The sequence below is a fragment of the Pseudonocardia sp. OZ21 genome, assembly GCF_059359135.1.
In genome coordinates this window covers 149,058-166,470 of sequence record NZ_JCADBN010000012.1, presented here as the reverse complement: position 1 = coordinate 166,470, position 17,413 = coordinate 149,058, and the positions used below count along the sequence as shown (strand labels likewise).

Below are 17,413 nucleotides of genomic sequence, written 5' to 3'. Positions count from 1 at the left end.
TGATGAGTGGGTACGAGGTGCTGGCGGTCCGCTACGGGACCAGGCTCGCGCGCAAGGCCGAGAACTATCTGAACTTCCACGTCTACGGCGAGCCCGACGAGGACCTGCCGATGGACTACTTCTTCTGGGTGGTCCGCGACGGGGAGCGCACGATCGTGGTCGACTCCGGGTTCAGCGCCGAGGCGGGCCGGCGCCGGGGTCGAACCCAGCTCGCCGACCCGGGTGACGCGCTCATGGCACTCGGCATCGACCCGGGCACGGTCACCCAGCTCGTCGTGACGCACGCGCACTACGACCACATCGGGAACCTGGAGCGCTTCCCGGCCGCGGAGATCGTCATCGCCCGCCGGGAGTACGAGTTCTGGACGGGCCCGTACGCCACCCGCCCCCAGTTCGCGCACTCGACGGAGGCCATCGAGCTCAGCCGGCTCGCCGCTGCGGGGGAGCAGGGCAGGCTGCGGCTGGTCGAGAAGACCCTCGACCTCGCGCCCGGGATCGAGCTGGTCGTCGTCGGAGGGCACACCCCGGGCCAGCTCGTGGCCCAGGTCGCCGTCGACGACGAGGACGGCGGACCGGGCGCGGTGATCCTGGCCGCCGACGCGCTGCACTTCTACGAGGAGCTCGAGCGCGACCGCCCGTTCTTCGTGGTGGCGGACCTGGTCGACATGTACCGCGGCTTCGACCTGCTGCGCGAGATGTCCGACGACCCGGGCCGGCTGCTCGTGGCGGGTCACGACGCCGCGGTGCCGGACCGGTTCCCGGGCCGGCTGCCCGGCATGCCGGGTGATCTCGCCGAGCTCGTCGTACGGGTCGCCGGGGGGACCAGGACGAAGACGTCGCAAGCAGAGGAAGTGGTGTCATGAGCGAGCTTGTGAGCGAACCAGCGTCACAGCGCAGGCCCACGGTGGGCATGGTCGGGCTGGGCAACATGGGTGGCCGGATGGCGCGCCGCCTGGTCGACGCCGGGATCCCGGTGGTGGGGTTCGACGCGGAGCCCGGACGGGTCGAGGCGGTGGGCGCGAAGGCGCTCGGTGATCCGGCCCAGGTGGCCAGGGCGTCCGAGGTGATCCTGATGTCGCTGCCCGACAGCCACATCGTCGAGCCGGTCGTCCGCGGCCCGAACGGGCTGCTCGCCGGCGCCGCGGCGGGGACCACGATCGTCGACCTGTCGACGGCGGCGCCGTCCTCGACGGTCGCGTTGCACGCCGAGGCGGCGGCGGTGGAGGTCCGCTATCTCGACGCCGGCATCTCCGGGGGAGCTGCCGGCGCGGAGAAGGGCACCTTGACGATCATGGCGGGCGGCGATGCCGATGCGCTGGCGGAGATCGGGTGGGTGTTCGAGCCGATCGCCGCGCACGTGCACCACATGGGCGCTCCGGGGTCCGGGCACACCGCGAAGCTGCTCAACAACTTCCTCAACGCGGTCAGCCTCGCGGCATCGGCCGAGGTGATGGTCGCCGGCCGGCGCGCCGGGCTGGACCTCACCCAGCTGCTCGAGGTGATCAACAGCAGCAGCGGGGTCAACTTCGCGACGCTCAACCGGTTCCCGCGGATCGTGCAGGGCGACTACCTCGAAGGCGGGCTGACCGGCCGCCTGATGACCAAGGATGTGGCGCTCTACGTCGACCTCGTCGGCAAGCTCGGGGTGCCCAGCCTCAACGCGGCGGGGCCGTTGGCGAGCTTCGGGCTGGCCGAGAGCCTCGGCTACGGCGACCAGATCAGCAACCGGGTGGTGGACGCGATCGGTGACGTCGCCGGGGGGACCCGCGTCCACGACAAGACGGAGGAATGACCGATGCAGATCGTCCGGGGCCGCGCCCCCGACTCCACCCCCACCCAGTCCCGCACGGAGACCTTCACCGGCACCGTCTGGGGTGACCCGGTGCTGCCGACCACCGCCGAGGGCAACACCATCAACTCGGTGACCTTCACCCCCGGCGCGCGCACCTACTGGCACCACCACACCGGCGGCCAGATCCTCGTGGTGACGGCAGGCCGGGGATGGGTCTGCACGCACGGCGAGCGGCCGGAGGTGATCCGGGCCGGAGACGTGGTCTGGGTGCCGCCGGGCGAGCGGCACTGGCACGGCGGCACGGCGGACACCGTGATGACGCACCTGGCCGTGTCGCTCGGCCCGACCGTGTGGCTGGACGAGGTGGACGAGAACGAGTACCGCGCCCTGATGGCGCCAGGAGGGCAGCAATGACCAGCGATGCGACCACCGACGGGCGATACGAGCAGGGTCTGGCGATCCGGCGGGAGGTGCTGGGCGACGCCCACGTCGACCGGTCGCTCGCCGGGGTGAGCGACTTCGCCCGTCCCGTGCAGGAGTACGTCACCAGCACGGCGTGGGGTGAGATCTGGAGCCGGCCCGGCCTGGACCGGCGGACCCGCAGCCTGCTGAACCTCGTGATGCTCACGGCCTTGAACCGCAACCACGAGCTGGGCGTGCACGTCCGGGGTGCCGTCACCAACGGGTGCACCGAGGTGGAGATCCAGGAGGCGCTCCTGCAGGCCGCGGCCTACTGCGGTGCGCCTGCCGCTCTGGAGTCCTTCCGGGTGGCCGAGCGCGTGCTCGGCGAGCTCTCGGCGGAGCACAACGGGACCGGTCGTGTCTGAGCTGCCGGCGGGGCCCGTCGGGTTCGTGGGTCTGGGCCGGATGGGCGACCCCATGGTGCGCCGGCTCGTCGCCGCCGGCCTGGCGGTGCGCGCCCACGACGCGGCGCCCGGTCCCCGGGCGGCGCTCGCCGACGTCGTCACGGTCGTCGACAGGCCGGGCGAGGTCGTGGTGGACGGTCCGTCGGTCGTGGTGCTGATGCTGCCGAACTCGGACATCGTCGAGGCGGTGCTGGCCGACGGGCTGCTCGACGCCCTCACCCCCGACACGGTGCTGGTCGACATGGGCTCCTCGGAGCCGCTGCGCACCACGGCGCTCGCCGAGCAGGTGGCCGCCCGGGGCGCCATCATGATCGACGCCCCGGTGTCCGGTGGGGTCTCTGGCGCCACCAAGGGCACCTTGACGATCATGGTCGGCGGCCCGGACGACGCGGTCGCCGGTGTGGAGCCGCTACTGGCGCTCCTCGGCCGGGTGCGCCACGTCGGCCCCGTCGGCGCGGGCCACGCCCTGAAGGCGCTCAACAACCTGATGTCCGCGGCCCACCTGCTCGCGAGCTCGGAGGCGTTGCTGGCCGGGGAACGGTTCGGCCTCGACCCCTCGGTGATGCTCGACGCGGTGAACTCCTCGAGCGGGCGCAGCGGCTCCACCGAGAACAAGTGGCCCAACTTCGTGGTGCCCGAGACCTACGACTCCGGGTTCGCGCTCGCGCTCATGGTCAAGGACATCCGCATCGCGCTGGGCCTGGCCGAGGCGACGGGCGCGCCGTCCGCGCTCATCAGCCGCACCGTCGAGCTGTGGGGCGAGGCGGCCACCGCTCTTCCCCCTGATGCCGACCACACCGAGATCGTGCGCTGGCTGCGGGCCGGCGAGGCGACGGATCCCGATCCGAGGAGCAACCCATGACGCTGACCGCAGAGCAGCAGGAGATCAAGGACGAGTTCATCAAGGTGCGCGGCACCTGGGGTGACGCGTGGGAGCGGATGCTGGAGCTCGACCCGCCGTTCGTCCGGGCCTACCTGCACTTCTCCGCCGTGCCCTGGACCGGGGAGTCCCACCTCGAGCCCAAGGTCAAGGAGTTCGTCTACATCGCCGCCGACGCCGCGGCGACGCACCTCTACGTGCCCGGGATCCGCCAGCACGTGGCCGCCGCGCTGGAGCACGGCGCCACCCCGCAGGAGGTCATGGAGGTCATCGAGCTCACCAGCACGCTCGGCATCCACGCCAGCAACATCGGCGTGCCGCTGCTGCTGGAGGTGCTCGAGGAGGAGGGGCTGCGCGACGGCCCCGCCCCGCTCGACGAGCGCCGCGAGCGGCTCAAGGCCGAATTCACGGCCAACCGGGGCTACTGGCACACCTTCTGGGACGGCCTGCTGGAGCTCGACCCCGACCTGTTCGAGGCCTACGTCGAGTTCTCCTCGGTGCCCTGGAAGACCGGGACCCTGCCGCCGAAGATCAAGGAACTCATCTACATCGCGTTCGACGCCTCCGCCACCCACCTCTACGTGCCCGGACTGAAGCTGCACATGCAGAACGCGGTCCGGCTCGGAGCGACGGCCGGGGAGATCATGGAGGTGCTCGCGATCGTCAGCGTGATCGGCATCCACGCCGCGACGACCGCAGCCCCCATCCTCGCCGAACTGACCGAGCGCGCTCCCCGGTGACTGCCGGCCGGCTCGGCACCGGGGGACGGTCGAGTCGGTCGGTGCGCCCGTGCTGTGGGTGCGGCGCAAGTGGGATGTGCGCCGCACCCGCAGCCGGGGTGCTCGTCCTCCGATCGCGGGAGCGGTCAGGGCAGGTGCCGGACGCCGCCGGGGTCGGCGGCCGCGCGTAGCCGGGAGGCGTCCTGCCCGGGTGGGGCACCGAACATGCGGCGGTACTCCCGGTTGAACTGGGACGGGCTGTCGTAGCCGACGAGATGCCCGACCCCGGCGACGTCATCGGGCCTGGCCACCAGCAGCGATCGCGCTTCCTGCAGGCGGATGCGTTTCTGGAACTGCAGCGGGCTCATGGTCGTGACGGCGCGGAAGTGCCGGTGGAACGCCGGCGTGCTCATCCCGGTCATCCGCGCGAGGTCCTCGATCCGCATCGGCTCGGCGTAGTAGTCACGGATCCACCTGACCGCCCGGCTGACGTGGGACAAGCTGCTGTCGGCCAGGCCGATCTGGCGGATCATGCCGCCGTGCGGGCCGGTGAGCAGCCGCCAGAGGATCTCCCGCTCGATCAGCGGGGCGAGCACGTGAGCGTCGGCCGGGCGGTCGAGCAGCCGCAGCATCCGGGCCACGGCGTCGAGCAGGTCGACGCCTGCCTCGCCGGTCGCGATCGCCGGCAGCCCGGCCGTGGCGCGCGACCACGGCCCGGCCGGCGCCTCCAGCAGCAGCGGTGCGATCACGGCAGGCGCCAGCACCAGGCCCACGGCCAACGCCGGGGTCTGCGGGGTGGCGCCGAGGAAGTGGCCGGTGACGGGCAGGTCGGTGGTGACCATGAGGCACTGCCCCGCCCGGTACTCGAACACCTGGTCGCCGAGCAGGAGGCGCTTGCCGCCCTGAGCCATGACGACCAGCAGCGGATCGGTCAGCGAGTGGTCCGGCTCCCCGGTCTCCACCGTGGACAGCAGCAGCCCTGCGATCGAGGTCTGCAGGTCGGGTCGGGCGTGAGCCGCGATGAGGCTGCGGATCTCGTCCAGGAGGTCGGTGGTGGTGCGCACGGTCCACGGAAGCACCCGCCACGGCGCCTGGCAAGCCGATCGGATCGGAGTCGAGAGGATCGTGCAAGACCTGGCGCGTATCGGTCTACCGCGGGTCCCGTCGCTCGCGCTTGCATGGTTCCACCATTCCGACACCCGCTGGAGCCGTGCTCATGCCTCTCGACCACTACGTCACCCTCGGCCGTTCCGGGCTGCGGGTCAGCCCGTTCGCCCTCGGCGCGATGACCTTCGGAGAGGATCCCGGGGGCGCCGGTACCAGCGTCGAGGAGTCGGAGAAGATCCTCGCGACCTACCTGGACCTCGGCGGGAACTTCGTCGACACGGCGAACTTCTACACCAACGGCCACGCGGAGAAGATCCTCGGCGACTTCTTCGCCGCCCACCCCGGCCGCCGGGAGCACGTGGTGCTGGCGTCGAAGTTCTTCGGCAACCTCTTCCCCGGTGACCCCAACGGTGGGGGAGCGGGGCGCGGGTCGATCATCGCCCAGCTCGACGAGACCCTGCGTCGCCTGCAGACCGACCACCTCGACCTGTACTGGCTGCACCACTGGGACCGTCACACGCCGCTCGAGGAAACGCTGCGCACCCTCGACGAGCTGGTCTGGGCGGGGAAGATCCGCTACATCGGGTTCTCCAACACCCCGGCATGGTTCACCGCCCAGGCCCAGACCACGGCGCTGCTGAAGGACTGGACCCCGCTGATCGCGCTCCAGGTGGAGTACTCGCTGCTGGCCCGCACCGTCGAGGGCGAGCTCGCCCCGCTCGCGCTCGACCAGGGCATGGCGCTGGTCCCGTGGAGCCCGCTGAAGAACGGCTTCCTCTCGGGCAAGTACCGCCGTGGCACGCAGGTCAGCGACTCCGCCCGCACGGCCTTCGTCGGTGGGCCCACCGAGGACGAGTTCGCGGTCATCGATGCGGTCGCCGCGGTGGCCGACGAGCTCGGGACCACGTCAGCGGCGGTGTCACTGGCCTGGCTACGCGCCCGCCCGGGCACCGTCGTACCGATCCTCGGCGCCCGGCGCGTCGAGCACCTCGAGAACAACCTCGCCGCACTGGAGGTGACCCTCACACCCGAACACCGTCGCGGGCTGGACGAGGTCTCGGCCCCGACGTTGGACTACCCGGCACCGATGCCCGGTGAGCAGCGGGCGATGCTGCAGTTCGCGGGCGCCACCGTGGACGGTGTGACGTCCACCGTGTACCCACCACTGCTGCAGAGCGACGTCCGCTACTGACGCTCCGCGGCGACCGAGGTCCTACTCGTCGCCGTGCCACCAGCGCCGCTTCGGCGAGCGGATCTCCACCGACCCGGCGCGCACGGACCCGGTGAGCCGGAAGGTCGGACCGGGGGTGCCGTCGGAGCCGCCGCGCCTCTTGTCCTCGAAGCTGCTGAGCACCGACTGCACCTCGTGGTGCTCGACGCGGGCACCGTGCGGCATCCGCATCTCGACCGAGCCGGCCACCACGTCCAGCTCGATCTCGACGACGTCGTGCGGGATCCGTGCCTTCGTGAAGTCGAGCTCGGTCGACCCGACCTTCGTCCGGACCACCAGGCGGGCAGGCACGTCCCACTCGCCGCGCCGGGTGAGGGAACCGAGGACGCTGCGCAGCTCGGTGGAACCCGAGGTGATCACCGCGTCGGACGTCGGCTGCGGTCGCACCGGGGAACGGTGCCGCGTGCCGGTGCCGGCGGGTTGTTCCGGGTGCGCCATCCCCGGCAGGTCGAGCAGCACCACGTTCAGCTCTCCCCGGGTGCGGGCGGCGAGCGCCGCATCGACCCGCCGGGTGAACTCGTCGAGATCGAGCAGGCCGGCACCCGTGGCGCGCTGCAGCAGTTCGACGACGTGCTCGCGCTCCGCGTCGGACACGCGCAGGGACCGTGGGTCGGGAACATGATCGGGCACGGGCAGACCGTAGCGAGCAACCCGGCAATGGTCATCAACCGATCAGCGGGCGTGGCCGGCGGCGATCCCTACGCCGGCAGCTCGGCCTCGCCGCGCAGCCAGCGGCGCAGCAGCTCCTTGAGGACCTTGCCCGTCTCGTTGCGGGGCAGCGCGGGTAGTGGTTCGACCCTGCTGGGCTGGTACCACTGTGTCATCGCCTGCTCGTCGAGGAAGGCGCGGACCTCGGGAAGCGACGGTGGGGTGGTCCGGGAGACGATCAGCGCGCAGGCGAGCTCGCCGCCGTCACCGTCGGGATAGCCGACGAGGGCCACCTCGTCGATCGCCGGGTGGCCGAGCAACGCCGCCTCGACGTCCGCGACGGGGATCATGAACGACCCGCCGATCCGGTCTGCCGCCCGGCCCAGCAGGCGGAGGCCGCCGCGCCCGTCGGGGACGCCCAGATCGCCGGTGTCGTACCAGCCGTCGTCGTGATCGGCGAGGACCGTCACCTCCCCGCTGTCGCGGCCGACGGTCGCCAGGCACGACCCGCTGCCTCGCAGGTACACCCGCCCCGGCCGCTCGTCGCTGACCGGGCCGTCGGAGCGGAGGTCGACCTCCATGCCCGGCCCCGGCCGGCCCACGCTGTATGCGGCCCAGTCCGGTGGATCGTCGGGGTTCGTGGTCGTGCCGACGGCCTCGGTCGATCCCCAGAAGGACTGCAGGGGCAAGCCGAACACCTCGGCGACATCCGCGATCAGGGGGGCGAGGATCACCGTGCCCATGGCGCCGGCATTGCGCAGCGGGGGAAGCGGACGGGGGTGCCTGCGCAGCTCATCGACGAGGGCGGCCCACACGGCGGGCGCACCCCACATCGAGGTGGTGCCCGTGTCTGCCAGCAGTGCCAGTCCACCGGCGGGCTCCCAGTCGTCCATGAACGCGGCCGTTCCACCGAGGAACAACGGACGGAGGATGGCGCCGACCACCCCGCCCAGATGGGTCAGCGGGGACGACGTCGCGAAAACGTCGGAGGGGCCGCCGCCCTGGGTGACGGCCGTGGTGGCGATCAACGAGTGGACGCTGTTGTAGGTGCGCAGCGCCGCCTTCGGCTCACCGCTGGTACCGGAGGTGAACAGCACCAGTCCCACGCGGTCCGGGTCGGGGGTGAGCGCCTGCAGGGAGTGTGCGTGCGTCACCTCCCACGGGGTCAGCTGGAAGTGCCGGGTGAAGTCGACCTCGTCCTCGGCGACGGCGTCGCCCAGCACGACCCGGTGCCGCAGAGCGGGCAGGCGACCGGCCGCCTCCGCGAGCGCCGATGCGTGGTCGAAACCGGCCCAGCGGTCGATGGTGATGCAGACCTGCGCGCCCGTGCGGTGCAGCACCCGTTCCAGCTCGCGAGCGCGGATCGTGGTCATCATCGGCGCGAGGACCGCGCCGATCCGCGCACACGCCAGCAGCAACGCGGGCACCTGCCACCGGTTCGGCAGCTGCACCGCCACCACCTGGCCGGGCCGCACGCCCAGCTCGTAGAGGGCGCCGGTGAACCGGTCCACCCACTCCGCGTACTCGCGGTAGGTCACCCGCACCATGCCGGATCCGGCCTCGTGGGCGACGACAGCCATGGCGTCCGGCTTCTCGTCCCGCCACCGGGCGAGGTCGTCGAGCGCGCTCTCCTTCCGCCAGGCACCGAGGGCCCGGAACGTCTCGATGTCCGAATCGGAGGGGCGCAGGTCCAACGCGGCGGCGAAGCTGACTTTTCCGGCCGTCATTGGAATCAGAATAGTCACGCCGGGTCCGGTGGCGCTATCGGATGACAGAGGAAAACGCGGAGAATGTCGAGAACGGCGGATTTCCTGAAATGTGAATGGTGTCGTCTACGACCTGAGCCGTTCCACCACCGGCTCGAAAGCCTCCCGGTACGGTTCGTGCACGGTGACGTAGGAGAACCCCCAGCGCTCCCGGCCCGCCACCAGCTGTTCGGCCATCTGCTCGACGGTGCCGATCAGGAGGTACGGCATCTCCAACGCCTCGTCGGCGGTCATCTCGGTGCCGAACCTGCTGATGATGTCCTCGGCTGTGGCCCGCCGGTCCGTGGTGGGCACCACCATCTGCACCAGCAGGTGCCGCTCGATGTTCCCGCTGCGCTCCCCGGCCTGCTCCCGCACGAACCGCATCCGGGCGTCGGTCTCCGCGGCGGTGGCCAGCCGGAACGTCCCCGGCGGGCGGCCTGCCACCTGGTAGGCACCGGCGACGCCGACGATGTCGGCGTGCCGGGCGGCGATCGTCAGCACCCGGTCTCCCGTGCCGCCGACGATCAGCGGCGGCCCGGAGCCGCCGAAGCCGCTGCGCTGCACCGGCTGCGGCGCGGTGCCGCCCGGGAGCGCGGCCTGCTCGCTGGAGAACAACCGCCCCAGCTCGGAGATCGTCTCCTCCAGGGCCCGGGCGCGTGAGCCGAAGGACGTCCAGGGGATGCCTGCGGCGTCGAACTCCCACTTCATGTGCCCCGCGCCGAGCCCGATCTCCAGCCGGCCGTCGGTGAGGATGTCCGTGCTGGCCACCTCGCGGGCCAGCAACGCCGGGTTCCAGAACTGGGCGTTGAGCACGAGAGTGCCCACCCGCAGGCGCTCGGTGGCGTCGGCCGCGGCCAGCAGCACCGGGAACGGCGCCGGTGCCCCGAGGTGATCAGCGGCGAAGACCGTGTCGAACCCGGCGCTCTCCCCACGCCGGCACGTCTCCTGCAGATCCCGACGGGACGGGATGCCGAAGACGTTGAAGGAGAACCGGAAGTCACGGGGCATTCGGACACCCTGCCCGGCGGGGCGGCGGCCACACAACGTCGTTCGCGCGGAGCGGACTCCGAAATGAGACACGCCATGACGCGGTGCGGAGATCCCGGGGGGACCAGAGCCACCGATCGCTATTTCCACGACCGGTCCGGTGGCACTGTGAATTCCTAGTCGGGCCGAACACCGCATCGCTGGGATGAGGGGATCGTGTGGCATACGAGTACATCGTCGTCGGGGGTGGGACGGCCGGGTGCGTGCTCGCGTCGCGGTTGTCCCAGGATCCCGGGGTGCGGGTGCTGCTCCTCGAGGCGGGCGGAGCCGGCAGGCCGGCGGCCATGGCCGATCCGTTGGGATGGCCGCTCCTGTTCGGGACGGAGGTCGACTGGGCGTACGAGACCGCGCCGCAGCCGGGGGCCCGGGACGCGGTCTTCCCGTGGCCGCGCGGGAAGGTTCTGGGCGGGTCGAGCGCGATCAACGCGATGATGCACTCCCGGGGCCATCGCGACAGCTACGACGCCTGGGCGGCCGACGGCGCCACCGGCTGGGACTACGCGTCGATGCTGCCGTTCCTGAAGCGCACCGAGCGCGCAGTGGACGGCCGTGACCCGCGCTACCGGGGGATGGACGGCCCGATGACCGTGACGCAGGGCGAGACGGACCACGTCCTCTGGGAGGCCGCGTTCGAGGCTGCGCTCGAGGTGGGCCACGCGGCCGCGGGCGACCTCAACAACGGCATCGACGACGGGGTCGGCTGGAACGAGTACAACGTCGTGGGCGGGGCCCGGCACAGCGCCGCCGACGCCTACCTGACCCCGGTGCTCGGCCGGTCCAACCTCGACGTGGTCACGGGCGCGCAGGCGCGGCGGCTCGTCCTCGACGGCGGACGTTGCCGCGGCGTCGAGTACACGGTGGACGGTGAGCTCCGCACCGCAGCCGCGGAGCGCGAGGTCGTGCTGGCGGCGGGCGCGATCGGCTCGCCGCAGCTGCTCCTGCTCTCCGGGATCGGACCGGCGGCCCAGCTGCGGGGGGCCGGCATCGACGTGGTCGCCGACCTGGCGGCGGTGGGGGAGAACCTGCACGACCATCCGATGTCCACCGTGGGCTACGGCGCGACGAGCCCCGTCCGTGCGACGTGCTTCGTCCGCAAGCCCCACGTCCGGGTCCGCAGTGATCCCGCCGGCCCGGTCGACCTGGACCTGCTGTTCGTGGACACGCCGTCCGGTCCGCTGGGGGCACTCGGCACGGGGGACGGGTTCGGAGTGAGGTTCGGGCTGATGACGCCGTTCAGCCGCGGGTCGGTGCGGTTGAACAGCGCGGACCCCGAGGGCGCTCCCCTCATCGACCCGAACTACCTCGCCGACGAGCGGGACGTCGAGCGCCTGGTCGTCGGCCTGCGGCGGGCGCGGGAGGTGGGGGAGGCGAAGGCGTTCTCGCCGTGGCGCGACCAGGAGCTGTTCCCCGGCCCCGACGTGCGCGACGACGAGGCGTGCGGTGACTTCGTCCGGCGGAGTCTGACGACGTTCTTCCATCCGGTGGGGACCTGCCGCATCGGCGTCGACGACGCCGCGGTGGTCGACCCGGAACTGCGGGTCCACGGCATCGAAGGCCTCCGGGTCGCCGATGCCTCGGTGATGCCGTCGATCGTCTCGGCGAACACGAACGCCACGACCCTCGCGATCGCCGAACGGGCGGCGGCGCTGCTGACCGGGGAACACTGACCCCACCCCGCGAGTCGCCCGTTTCGGGTGCGCGAGTCGCCCGGATTCCGCGGGCGACTCGCGCTCAGGCCAGCGTCCCGGCCCGCCTGCCGAACACCGCTCCCGAGGTGAGGCCGGTACCGCCGGGATAGTTGCCGCTGAACAGACCGCCCAGCATCTCGCCGCAGACGAACAGGCCGGGCAGCGGTTCGCCGCCCTCGGCCAGAACGCGGCCGGAGGTGTCGGCGTGCAGGCCACCGAAGGTGAACGTGATGCCGCAGGTCACCGGGAACGCGTAGTACGGCGCCGTCTCCAGGGGGCTCGCCCAGTGGGACTTGGGCGGCTCGACCCGGGCCGCCCTCCCGTCCTTGACGGCGAGGTCGAGCGGGACGCTGCGGTCGATCCCGGCGTTGAACCCGTCCACCGTGCGGCGCAGTGCGGCCGGGTCCACGTCGATCCCGGCGGCCAGGTCCTCGACCGTCTGCCCGACGACCACCGACACCCCGGGCATGTCGTACTCCTCGGTCCGCAGCTGTGACCGCGTGGTGGCGTCGAACAGCTGGAAGGCCAGGCCGCCGGGCTGGGTGAGGATCCGGGCGCCGTACTCGGCGTAGGTGTAGTTGCGGAAGTCGGCGCCCTCGTCGAGGAAGCGCTCCCCGTTCTTGTTCACCACGATGCCGAGCGGGTAGCCGCCCCGGGTCAGCTGGTTGGTCAGCTCCCGGTTGCTCTCGTTGCCGGGGAACCACGCGTCCCACGCCACGCTGTGGCAGGTGGTCCAGTCGCCGTGGGTGGCGGCGCCCGCGGCGATCGCGGCGGTGAGCATGTCGCCCGTGTTGAGGGGGGTGCCGCGCACCTTGGCCCGTTCCCAGCCCTCGCCGAGGTGTTGCCGGCGCAGCCGGGGGTCGGCCTCGAACCCGCCTGCGGCCAGGACTACCGACTCGGCACGCACCGTGCCGCTCCCGCCCGTAGTGTCGGTCCACGTGACGCCGCGGACCGCCCCGGCGTCGCGCACCAGCTCACCGGCGCGCACGCCGTACCGGATCTCGACGCCGGTCTTCTCCGCCGCCTGCGTGTGCTGCTCGACGAGGCCCTTGCCGCCGCCCGTGCTCCCGAGCGCCAGCCCACCCCAGAAGACCTGACGGCCCTGCGCGTCGGGGTAGGCCTGGCGCTCGTACATCAGCCGGAAGCGCAGCCCTTTGCCGTGCAGCCACCGCAGGGTGTCCTGGCTCTCGGTGATCAGCACCGCGGTGAGGGCGGGGTCGTTGCGGCCGCCGGTGACCGTGGTCATGTCGGCGGCGAACGCCTCGGGCGGGTAGGGCGGGAGCACCGTGACCGCGTGCCGGTCGTCGTCGTCGAGCAGGTCGGCGACATCGGGGAGCCCGTTGTGCGCGATCCGCACCGCGCCCGCCGTGTAGTAGCTGTTGCCGCCTGCCGTGGCGGGGTCGCCCTTCTCCAGCAGCAGCACCCGCCTGCCCCGCTCGGCGGCGGCGTGTGCCGCGCTGAATCCGGCGTTCCCCCCGCCCACCACGACGACGTCGACGGACTCGTCAGTCACCGGCACCGCTGTCCCACCCCCGTGTTCGCCCACCACCACTTGTCCCCGGGTCGCCATCACTGTATGCAACTGTCGACCATGCGTGACGAATGCGGCACTCGATCCGGTGCCGGACATTCGGGCGCCGGTGCCAGGCGTGAGTGAGGGACGGTGGATGGAGCGACGACGCTCGACGGCCGCGGCCGACGACCAGGGTGAACCGGGTGCGGGCCGCGCCGGTCCGCTCCGCCGCTGGTACCGCTTCGCGCCGCTCGCGGTGGCCGTCATCGTGACGGGCGCGGTGGTGGCCACGGCTCCGGTGGACACCGCGGGCTCCGGTGGCTCCGCGCTGCGGGACGTGATCGGCGAGCGGCAGCTGCGGATCATGGCTCCGGCCGCACCCGGTGGTGGCTGGGACCAGACCTCGCGCGAGATGCAGGGCGCGTTGCGCGAGCTCGTCGGCCGCACCGAGGTCTACAACGTGGCCGGGGCGGGCGGCACGATCGGGCTGAGCCAGTTCGTGCGGCGCACCGGTGACCCGACCGAGCTGATGACCACCGGGCTGATCATGGTCGGCGCGGTGGAGGCCAACGGCTCCCCGCACTCGCTCGCCGACACCATGCCGCTGGTGCGGCTGACCACCGACTACCAGGTGGTGGTGGTCGCGGCGAGCTCCCCGCTCACGGACGTGGCCGGCCTGGTGAGTGCGATGCGCACCGACATCGCGGCCGTGTCGATCTCGGGCGGGTCGGCGGGGGGCGCCGAGCAGATCCTGGCCGGCCTGCTGGCGAAGGCCGTCGGGGCCGACCCGGCGAAGGTCAGCTACGTGGCGCACTCCGGTGGTGGGGAAGCCCTCACGACCCTGCTGTCCGGACGCTCGACGATCGGCGTCTCCGGGGTCTCCGAGCTGCAGTCACAGATCGAGGCGGGCACGGTGCGCGCCCTCGCGGTGTCGAGCCCGGACCGGCTGCCCGGGTTGCCCGACGTGCCGACGCTGCGCGAGAGCGGCGTGGACGTGGAGCTGCAGAACTGGCGCGGCGTCGTCGCGCCGGCCGGCATCAGCCCGGAGCAGGAGCAGGCGCTGGAGGGACTGCTGGTGGACATGACCCGCACCGACGCCTGGCGGGACGCGCTCGACCGCCGGGGCTGGGGGGACGCGACGCTCGCGGGCCCGGAGTTCGAGGAGTTCGTCCGGACCGAACAGGACCGGGTGTCACGGGTGCTCGACGAGATCGGACTGGGATGAGCGACGCGACGACCAGCCGGGAGACCGCAGAGCCGGCTCCCGACCCGACGGCCCCCGCACCGGGGAGCGTGGACCGGGGCACCGTGCTCGCGTCCGCGGCCTTCGGCGCGATCATGCTGGTGGCGGCCGTGCTCGTGATCGTGGACGCGGTGCGGCTGCCGGACACCACGGCGGTGGTGGGCCCGGCGGCGGTGCCGCTGCCGGTCGGGGTGCTCCTCGGCGCCGTCGGGGCGGGCCTGCTGGTCGACTCCCGCCTCAAGCTCCGGGTCGCCGTGAGCGGACCGCCGTGGCAGTCCCGGGCGGGGCTGCGCGTGCTCGCGCTGGTCGCGGCACTGGTGGCGTTCGCCCTGCTGCTCCCGCTGCTGGGCTACGTCGTGACGGCGACGGCGTTGTTCGTGGCGGCGGCCCTGCTGCTGGGTGCCCCACGCGGATGGCAGGTCGTGGCGTACGGGTGGGCGCTGGCCGCCACCGTCTTCCTGGTGTTCGACCGGCTGATCGGGCTCGCCCTGCCCGCCGGCCCGTGGGGGTTCTGAGGTGGACCAGCTCGGGCTCCTCCTCGAGGGTTTCGCCGGCGCGCTGACGCCGGAGCACCTGATGTGGGCGCTGATCGGGGTGACGATCGGGACCGCGGTCGGGGTGCTTCCCGGCATCGGTCCGGCACTGACGGTCGCGCTGCTGCTGCCCATCACGTTCCGGCTGGAGCCCTCCAGCGCGCTCATCCTGTTCGCCGGCATCTACTACGGCGGCATGTACGGCGGCTCGACCACGTCGATCCTGCTCAACACCCCCGGCGAGAGCGCGTCGATGATCTCCGCGCTGGAGGGCAACAAGATGGCGCGGGCCGGGCGGGCGGCGGCCGCCCTGTCCACCGCGGCGCTCGGCAGCTTCGTCGCCGGCACCATCGGCACGGTGGCGCTGACGTTCCTGGCGCCGGTCGTGGCCGATTTCGCGACGGGATTCGGGCCACCGGAGTACGTGGCGCTGATGGCCGTGGCGTTCGTGACGGTGAGCGCGCTGCTCGGGCCTAACCTGCTCAAGGGCGTGGCCAGCCTGCTCGTCGGCGTCACGATCGGGCTGATCGGGATCGACTCGCAAACCGGCCAGCCCCGGCTGACCTTCGGCGTCGACGCGCTGCTGGACGGCATCGACGTCGTCATCGTCGTGGTCGCGCTCTTCGCGCTCAGCGAGGCCTTCGGGCACCTGCTCACCGGCACCGGGCACTCCACCGTGCAGCCGTTGCGGGAGCGCCTGATGTTGTCCCGGTCGGACTTCCGCCGGTCCTGGCCCGCGTGGCTGCGCGGCACGGCACTCGGGTTCCCCATCGGGAGCCTGCCCGCGGGCGGCGCCGAGGTGCCGACGTTCCTCAGCTACAGCGTCGAGAAGAAGCTGACCAAGCACCCCGAGGAGTTCGGCCACGGTGCCATCGAGGGCGTCGCCGGGCCGGAGTCGGCGAACAACGCCGCCGCGGCCGGCGTGCTCGTGCCGCTGCTGACGATCGGGCTGCCCACGTCGGCCACGGCCGCGGTGATCCTCACCGCGTTCCAGTCCTACGGGCTGCAGCCGGGCCCGCAGCTGTTCACGGAGTCAGGGCCGCTGGTCTGGACCCTGATCGCGAGCCTGTATGTCGGTAACGTCATGTTGCTGGTGCTCAACCTGCCGCTGGCCCGGGTGTGGGCGAGGCTGCTGCAGATCCCGGCGTACGGGATCTACGCCGGCGTGCTGGTGTTCGCCACCCTCGGCGCCTTCGCCGCGGGCGGCACCACCGTCGACCTGCTGGTGCTGTGCGGGCTGGGCCTGCTCGGCCTGCTGATGCGCCAGGCGGGAGTGCCGGTGGCGCCCGCGGTGGTCGGGCTCATCCTCGGCCCGATCGCCGAGCAGCAGCTACGCCGGGCACTCACGCTGTCGGAGGGCGACCCGTCGATCCTCGTGTCGTCGCCGATCACGGTGTTCCTGTGGGTGGTGGTGGCGCTGGCGCTGCTCATCCCGCTCGTGCTGCCGGTGGCCACGAAGCGCAGGCGCGCGCTCGTGACCGCGGGGGACGGCGAGGAGAGCTGACGCGAAACCCCCGCGAGTCGCCCGTTTCCGGCCCGCGAGTCGCTAGAAGCGGTAGCGCAGGATCCGGCCGACGTCGCGGAAGCCCGGGAGCCGGGCGAGCACCCACATGCTCGCCCGGCCGGAGCGCGGAAGCTCCTCCACACCCGGCATGTCGACGCTGCGCAGCGCGTCGAGACACTCCAGCCCGTCGTGCCAGCTCTCGAGCTTCCGCGGGTCGTCGATCGCCCAGTGCAGCGTGGCGCCCGAGTTGCGCACCGCAGGCACGAACCGCTGCAGGCGGATGCCCAGCGACCCGTAGCAGTCGAAGAGCAACTGCCCGGTGGGGAACCGCCCGGTGATGCGCTCGACGAGGCGCCTGCCGTCCTCCTCGCGCAAGTACATGGTCAGACCCTCGAAGACCGCGACGGTGGGGCGGTCGGCGGGCACGTCGTCGAGCCACCCGTCATCGGTCACGGACGCGCCGACCGTCCGGTAGTCGCCCGCGGGCGCCGGCAGCAGGCGGTCGCGCACGGCGATCACCTCCGGGTGGTCGACGTCGACCCAGCGGACCGACGGCGGCGGGTCGAGTCGCTGAACCCGGGTGTCGAGCCCGCAGGCCAGGTGCAGCACCGTGGCGTCCGGGTGGGCGGCCAGGAACTCGGCGGTCCACCGGTCGAGCCGGCGGGCCCGCAGGGCGACGCCGGCCCCGGTGGTGGCGGTCATCCCGGTCCTGGCGAAGTCGTAGTCGATGCGCCGCACCGCGTCGTCCGCCGCACGGTCGTGCAGGATCGGGTGCGGGGAGCGGCTGTCGAGGGCCCTGCCGTAGAGGGTGGCGAGCATCGTCTCCGGCGCGCCGGTGAGGATGATCTTCTCGCGGTCCGCCCCGGGCTCGATCATGGGCGAGACGCTAGCCCA

General features: G+C 72.3%; 17 protein-coding genes. 11 read left to right on the top strand and 6 right to left on the bottom strand.

Annotated features, from left to right (window positions below; all coding sequences use genetic code 11):
* The first annotated feature begins 2 nt into the window (after positions 1 to 2).
* The 6 genes from AC5L35_RS25965 to AC5L35_RS25940 are packed head-to-tail and all read left to right on the top strand — an operon-like array spanning position 3 to position 4,278.
* Entirely contained in the window at positions 3 to 863 is an 861-nt protein-coding gene (locus AC5L35_RS25965; RefSeq protein ID WP_495062309.1) for an N-acyl homoserine lactonase family protein, read from the top strand.
* Complete coding sequence (locus tag AC5L35_RS25960; protein WP_495062308.1) at positions 860 to 1,792, top strand: NAD(P)-dependent oxidoreductase; 933 nt, start codon at positions 860 to 862, stop codon at positions 1,790 to 1,792. The genes AC5L35_RS25965 and AC5L35_RS25960 overlap by 4 nt, the downstream gene beginning before the upstream one ends.
* Positions 1,793 to 1,795: 3 nt before the next feature.
* The gene (locus tag AC5L35_RS25955; RefSeq protein WP_495062307.1) at positions 1,796 to 2,206 is read left to right on the top strand and encodes a cupin domain-containing protein; all 411 of its coding nucleotides are present in this window, start codon (positions 1,796 to 1,798) and stop codon (positions 2,204 to 2,206) included.
* Positions 2,203 to 2,619 (top strand): carboxymuconolactone decarboxylase family protein, encoded by a 417-nt coding sequence (locus AC5L35_RS25950; RefSeq protein WP_495062306.1) that lies wholly within the window; start codon positions 2,203 to 2,205, stop codon positions 2,617 to 2,619. Before AC5L35_RS25955 ends, AC5L35_RS25950 begins: the two co-directional genes overlap by 4 nt.
* On the top strand, positions 2,612 to 3,520 hold the full coding sequence (locus tag AC5L35_RS25945; protein ID WP_495062305.1) for an NAD(P)-dependent oxidoreductase: 909 nt from the start codon (positions 2,612 to 2,614) through the stop codon (positions 3,518 to 3,520). Before AC5L35_RS25950 ends, AC5L35_RS25945 begins: the two co-directional genes overlap by 8 nt.
* Positions 3,517 to 4,278, top strand: a complete 762-nt coding sequence (locus tag AC5L35_RS25940; protein ID WP_495062304.1) for a carboxymuconolactone decarboxylase family protein — start codon at positions 3,517 to 3,519, stop codon at positions 4,276 to 4,278. Before AC5L35_RS25945 ends, AC5L35_RS25940 begins: the two co-directional genes overlap by 4 nt.
* A gap of 125 nt (positions 4,279 to 4,403) precedes the next feature.
* Here the strand turns inward: AC5L35_RS25940 and AC5L35_RS25935 are convergent, their stop codons facing one another.
* The gene (locus AC5L35_RS25935; RefSeq protein WP_495062303.1) at positions 4,404 to 5,321 is read right to left on the bottom strand and encodes an AraC family transcriptional regulator; all 918 of its coding nucleotides are present in this window, start codon (positions 5,319 to 5,321) and stop codon (positions 4,404 to 4,406) included.
* A gap of 152 nt (positions 5,322 to 5,473) precedes the next feature.
* Between AC5L35_RS25935 and AC5L35_RS25930 the strand changes: the two genes are divergently transcribed.
* Positions 5,474 to 6,556, top strand: a complete 1,083-nt coding sequence (locus AC5L35_RS25930; RefSeq protein WP_495062302.1) for an aldo/keto reductase — start codon at positions 5,474 to 5,476, stop codon at positions 6,554 to 6,556.
* A gap of 21 nt (positions 6,557 to 6,577) precedes the next feature.
* Here the strand turns inward: AC5L35_RS25930 and AC5L35_RS25925 are convergent, their stop codons facing one another.
* The 3 genes from AC5L35_RS25925 to AC5L35_RS25915 all read right to left on the bottom strand — a co-directional run bounded on the left by AC5L35_RS25925 (position 6,578) and on the right by AC5L35_RS25915 (position 9,999).
* On the bottom strand, positions 6,578 to 7,225 hold the full coding sequence (locus AC5L35_RS25925; RefSeq protein ID WP_495062301.1) for a DUF1707 SHOCT-like domain-containing protein: 648 nt from the start codon (positions 7,223 to 7,225) through the stop codon (positions 6,578 to 6,580).
* Positions 7,226 to 7,293: 68 nt separating this feature from the next.
* Positions 7,294 to 8,970 carry an AMP-binding protein gene (locus AC5L35_RS25920; protein ID WP_495062300.1) on the bottom strand — a complete coding sequence of 559 codons (1,677 nt, stop codon included), beginning with the start codon at positions 8,968 to 8,970 and terminating at the stop codon, positions 7,294 to 7,296.
* Positions 8,971 to 9,075: 105 nt separating this feature from the next.
* Entirely contained in the window at positions 9,076 to 9,999 is a 924-nt protein-coding gene (locus AC5L35_RS25915; RefSeq protein ID WP_495062299.1) for an LLM class F420-dependent oxidoreductase, read from the bottom strand.
* Between the two features lie 197 nt (positions 10,000 to 10,196).
* Here AC5L35_RS25915 and AC5L35_RS25910 point away from each other — a divergent pair, with 197 nt between their 5' ends.
* Positions 10,197 to 11,705, top strand: coding sequence for a GMC family oxidoreductase (locus AC5L35_RS25910; RefSeq protein ID WP_495062298.1), 1,509 nt, complete (start codon positions 10,197 to 10,199; stop codon positions 11,703 to 11,705).
* Positions 11,706 to 11,769: 64 nt separating this feature from the next.
* Here AC5L35_RS25910 and tcuA read toward each other — a convergent pair whose 3' ends face one another.
* A complete protein-coding gene (tcuA, locus tag AC5L35_RS25905; RefSeq protein ID WP_495062297.1) occupies positions 11,770 to 13,239 on the bottom strand; it encodes an FAD-dependent tricarballylate dehydrogenase TcuA in 1,470 nt (489 codons plus the stop codon).
* 136 nt (positions 13,240 to 13,375) lie between these two features.
* On the opposite strand from tcuA, the gene AC5L35_RS25900 reads away from it, so the two are divergent.
* Genes AC5L35_RS25900 through AC5L35_RS25890 form a run of 3 tightly spaced genes read left to right on the top strand, consistent with a single transcriptional unit; the run spans position 13,376 to position 16,519 of the window.
* Positions 13,376 to 14,464 (top strand): Bug family tripartite tricarboxylate transporter substrate binding protein, encoded by a 1,089-nt coding sequence (locus tag AC5L35_RS25900; RefSeq protein ID WP_495062296.1) that lies wholly within the window; start codon positions 13,376 to 13,378, stop codon positions 14,462 to 14,464.
* Positions 14,461 to 14,997 carry a tripartite tricarboxylate transporter TctB family protein gene (locus AC5L35_RS25895; RefSeq protein ID WP_495062295.1) on the top strand — a complete coding sequence of 179 codons (537 nt, stop codon included), beginning with the start codon at positions 14,461 to 14,463 and terminating at the stop codon, positions 14,995 to 14,997. Before AC5L35_RS25900 ends, AC5L35_RS25895 begins: the two co-directional genes overlap by 4 nt.
* Before the next feature lies 1 nt (position 14,998).
* Positions 14,999 to 16,519 (top strand): tripartite tricarboxylate transporter permease, encoded by a 1,521-nt coding sequence (locus AC5L35_RS25890; RefSeq protein ID WP_495062294.1) that lies wholly within the window; start codon positions 14,999 to 15,001, stop codon positions 16,517 to 16,519.
* A gap of 42 nt (positions 16,520 to 16,561) precedes the next feature.
* Here the strand turns inward: AC5L35_RS25890 and AC5L35_RS25885 are convergent, their stop codons facing one another.
* Complete coding sequence (locus AC5L35_RS25885; protein WP_495062293.1) at positions 16,562 to 17,395, bottom strand: class I SAM-dependent methyltransferase; 834 nt, start codon at positions 17,393 to 17,395, stop codon at positions 16,562 to 16,564.
* Positions 17,396 to 17,413: the final 18 nt, after the last annotated feature.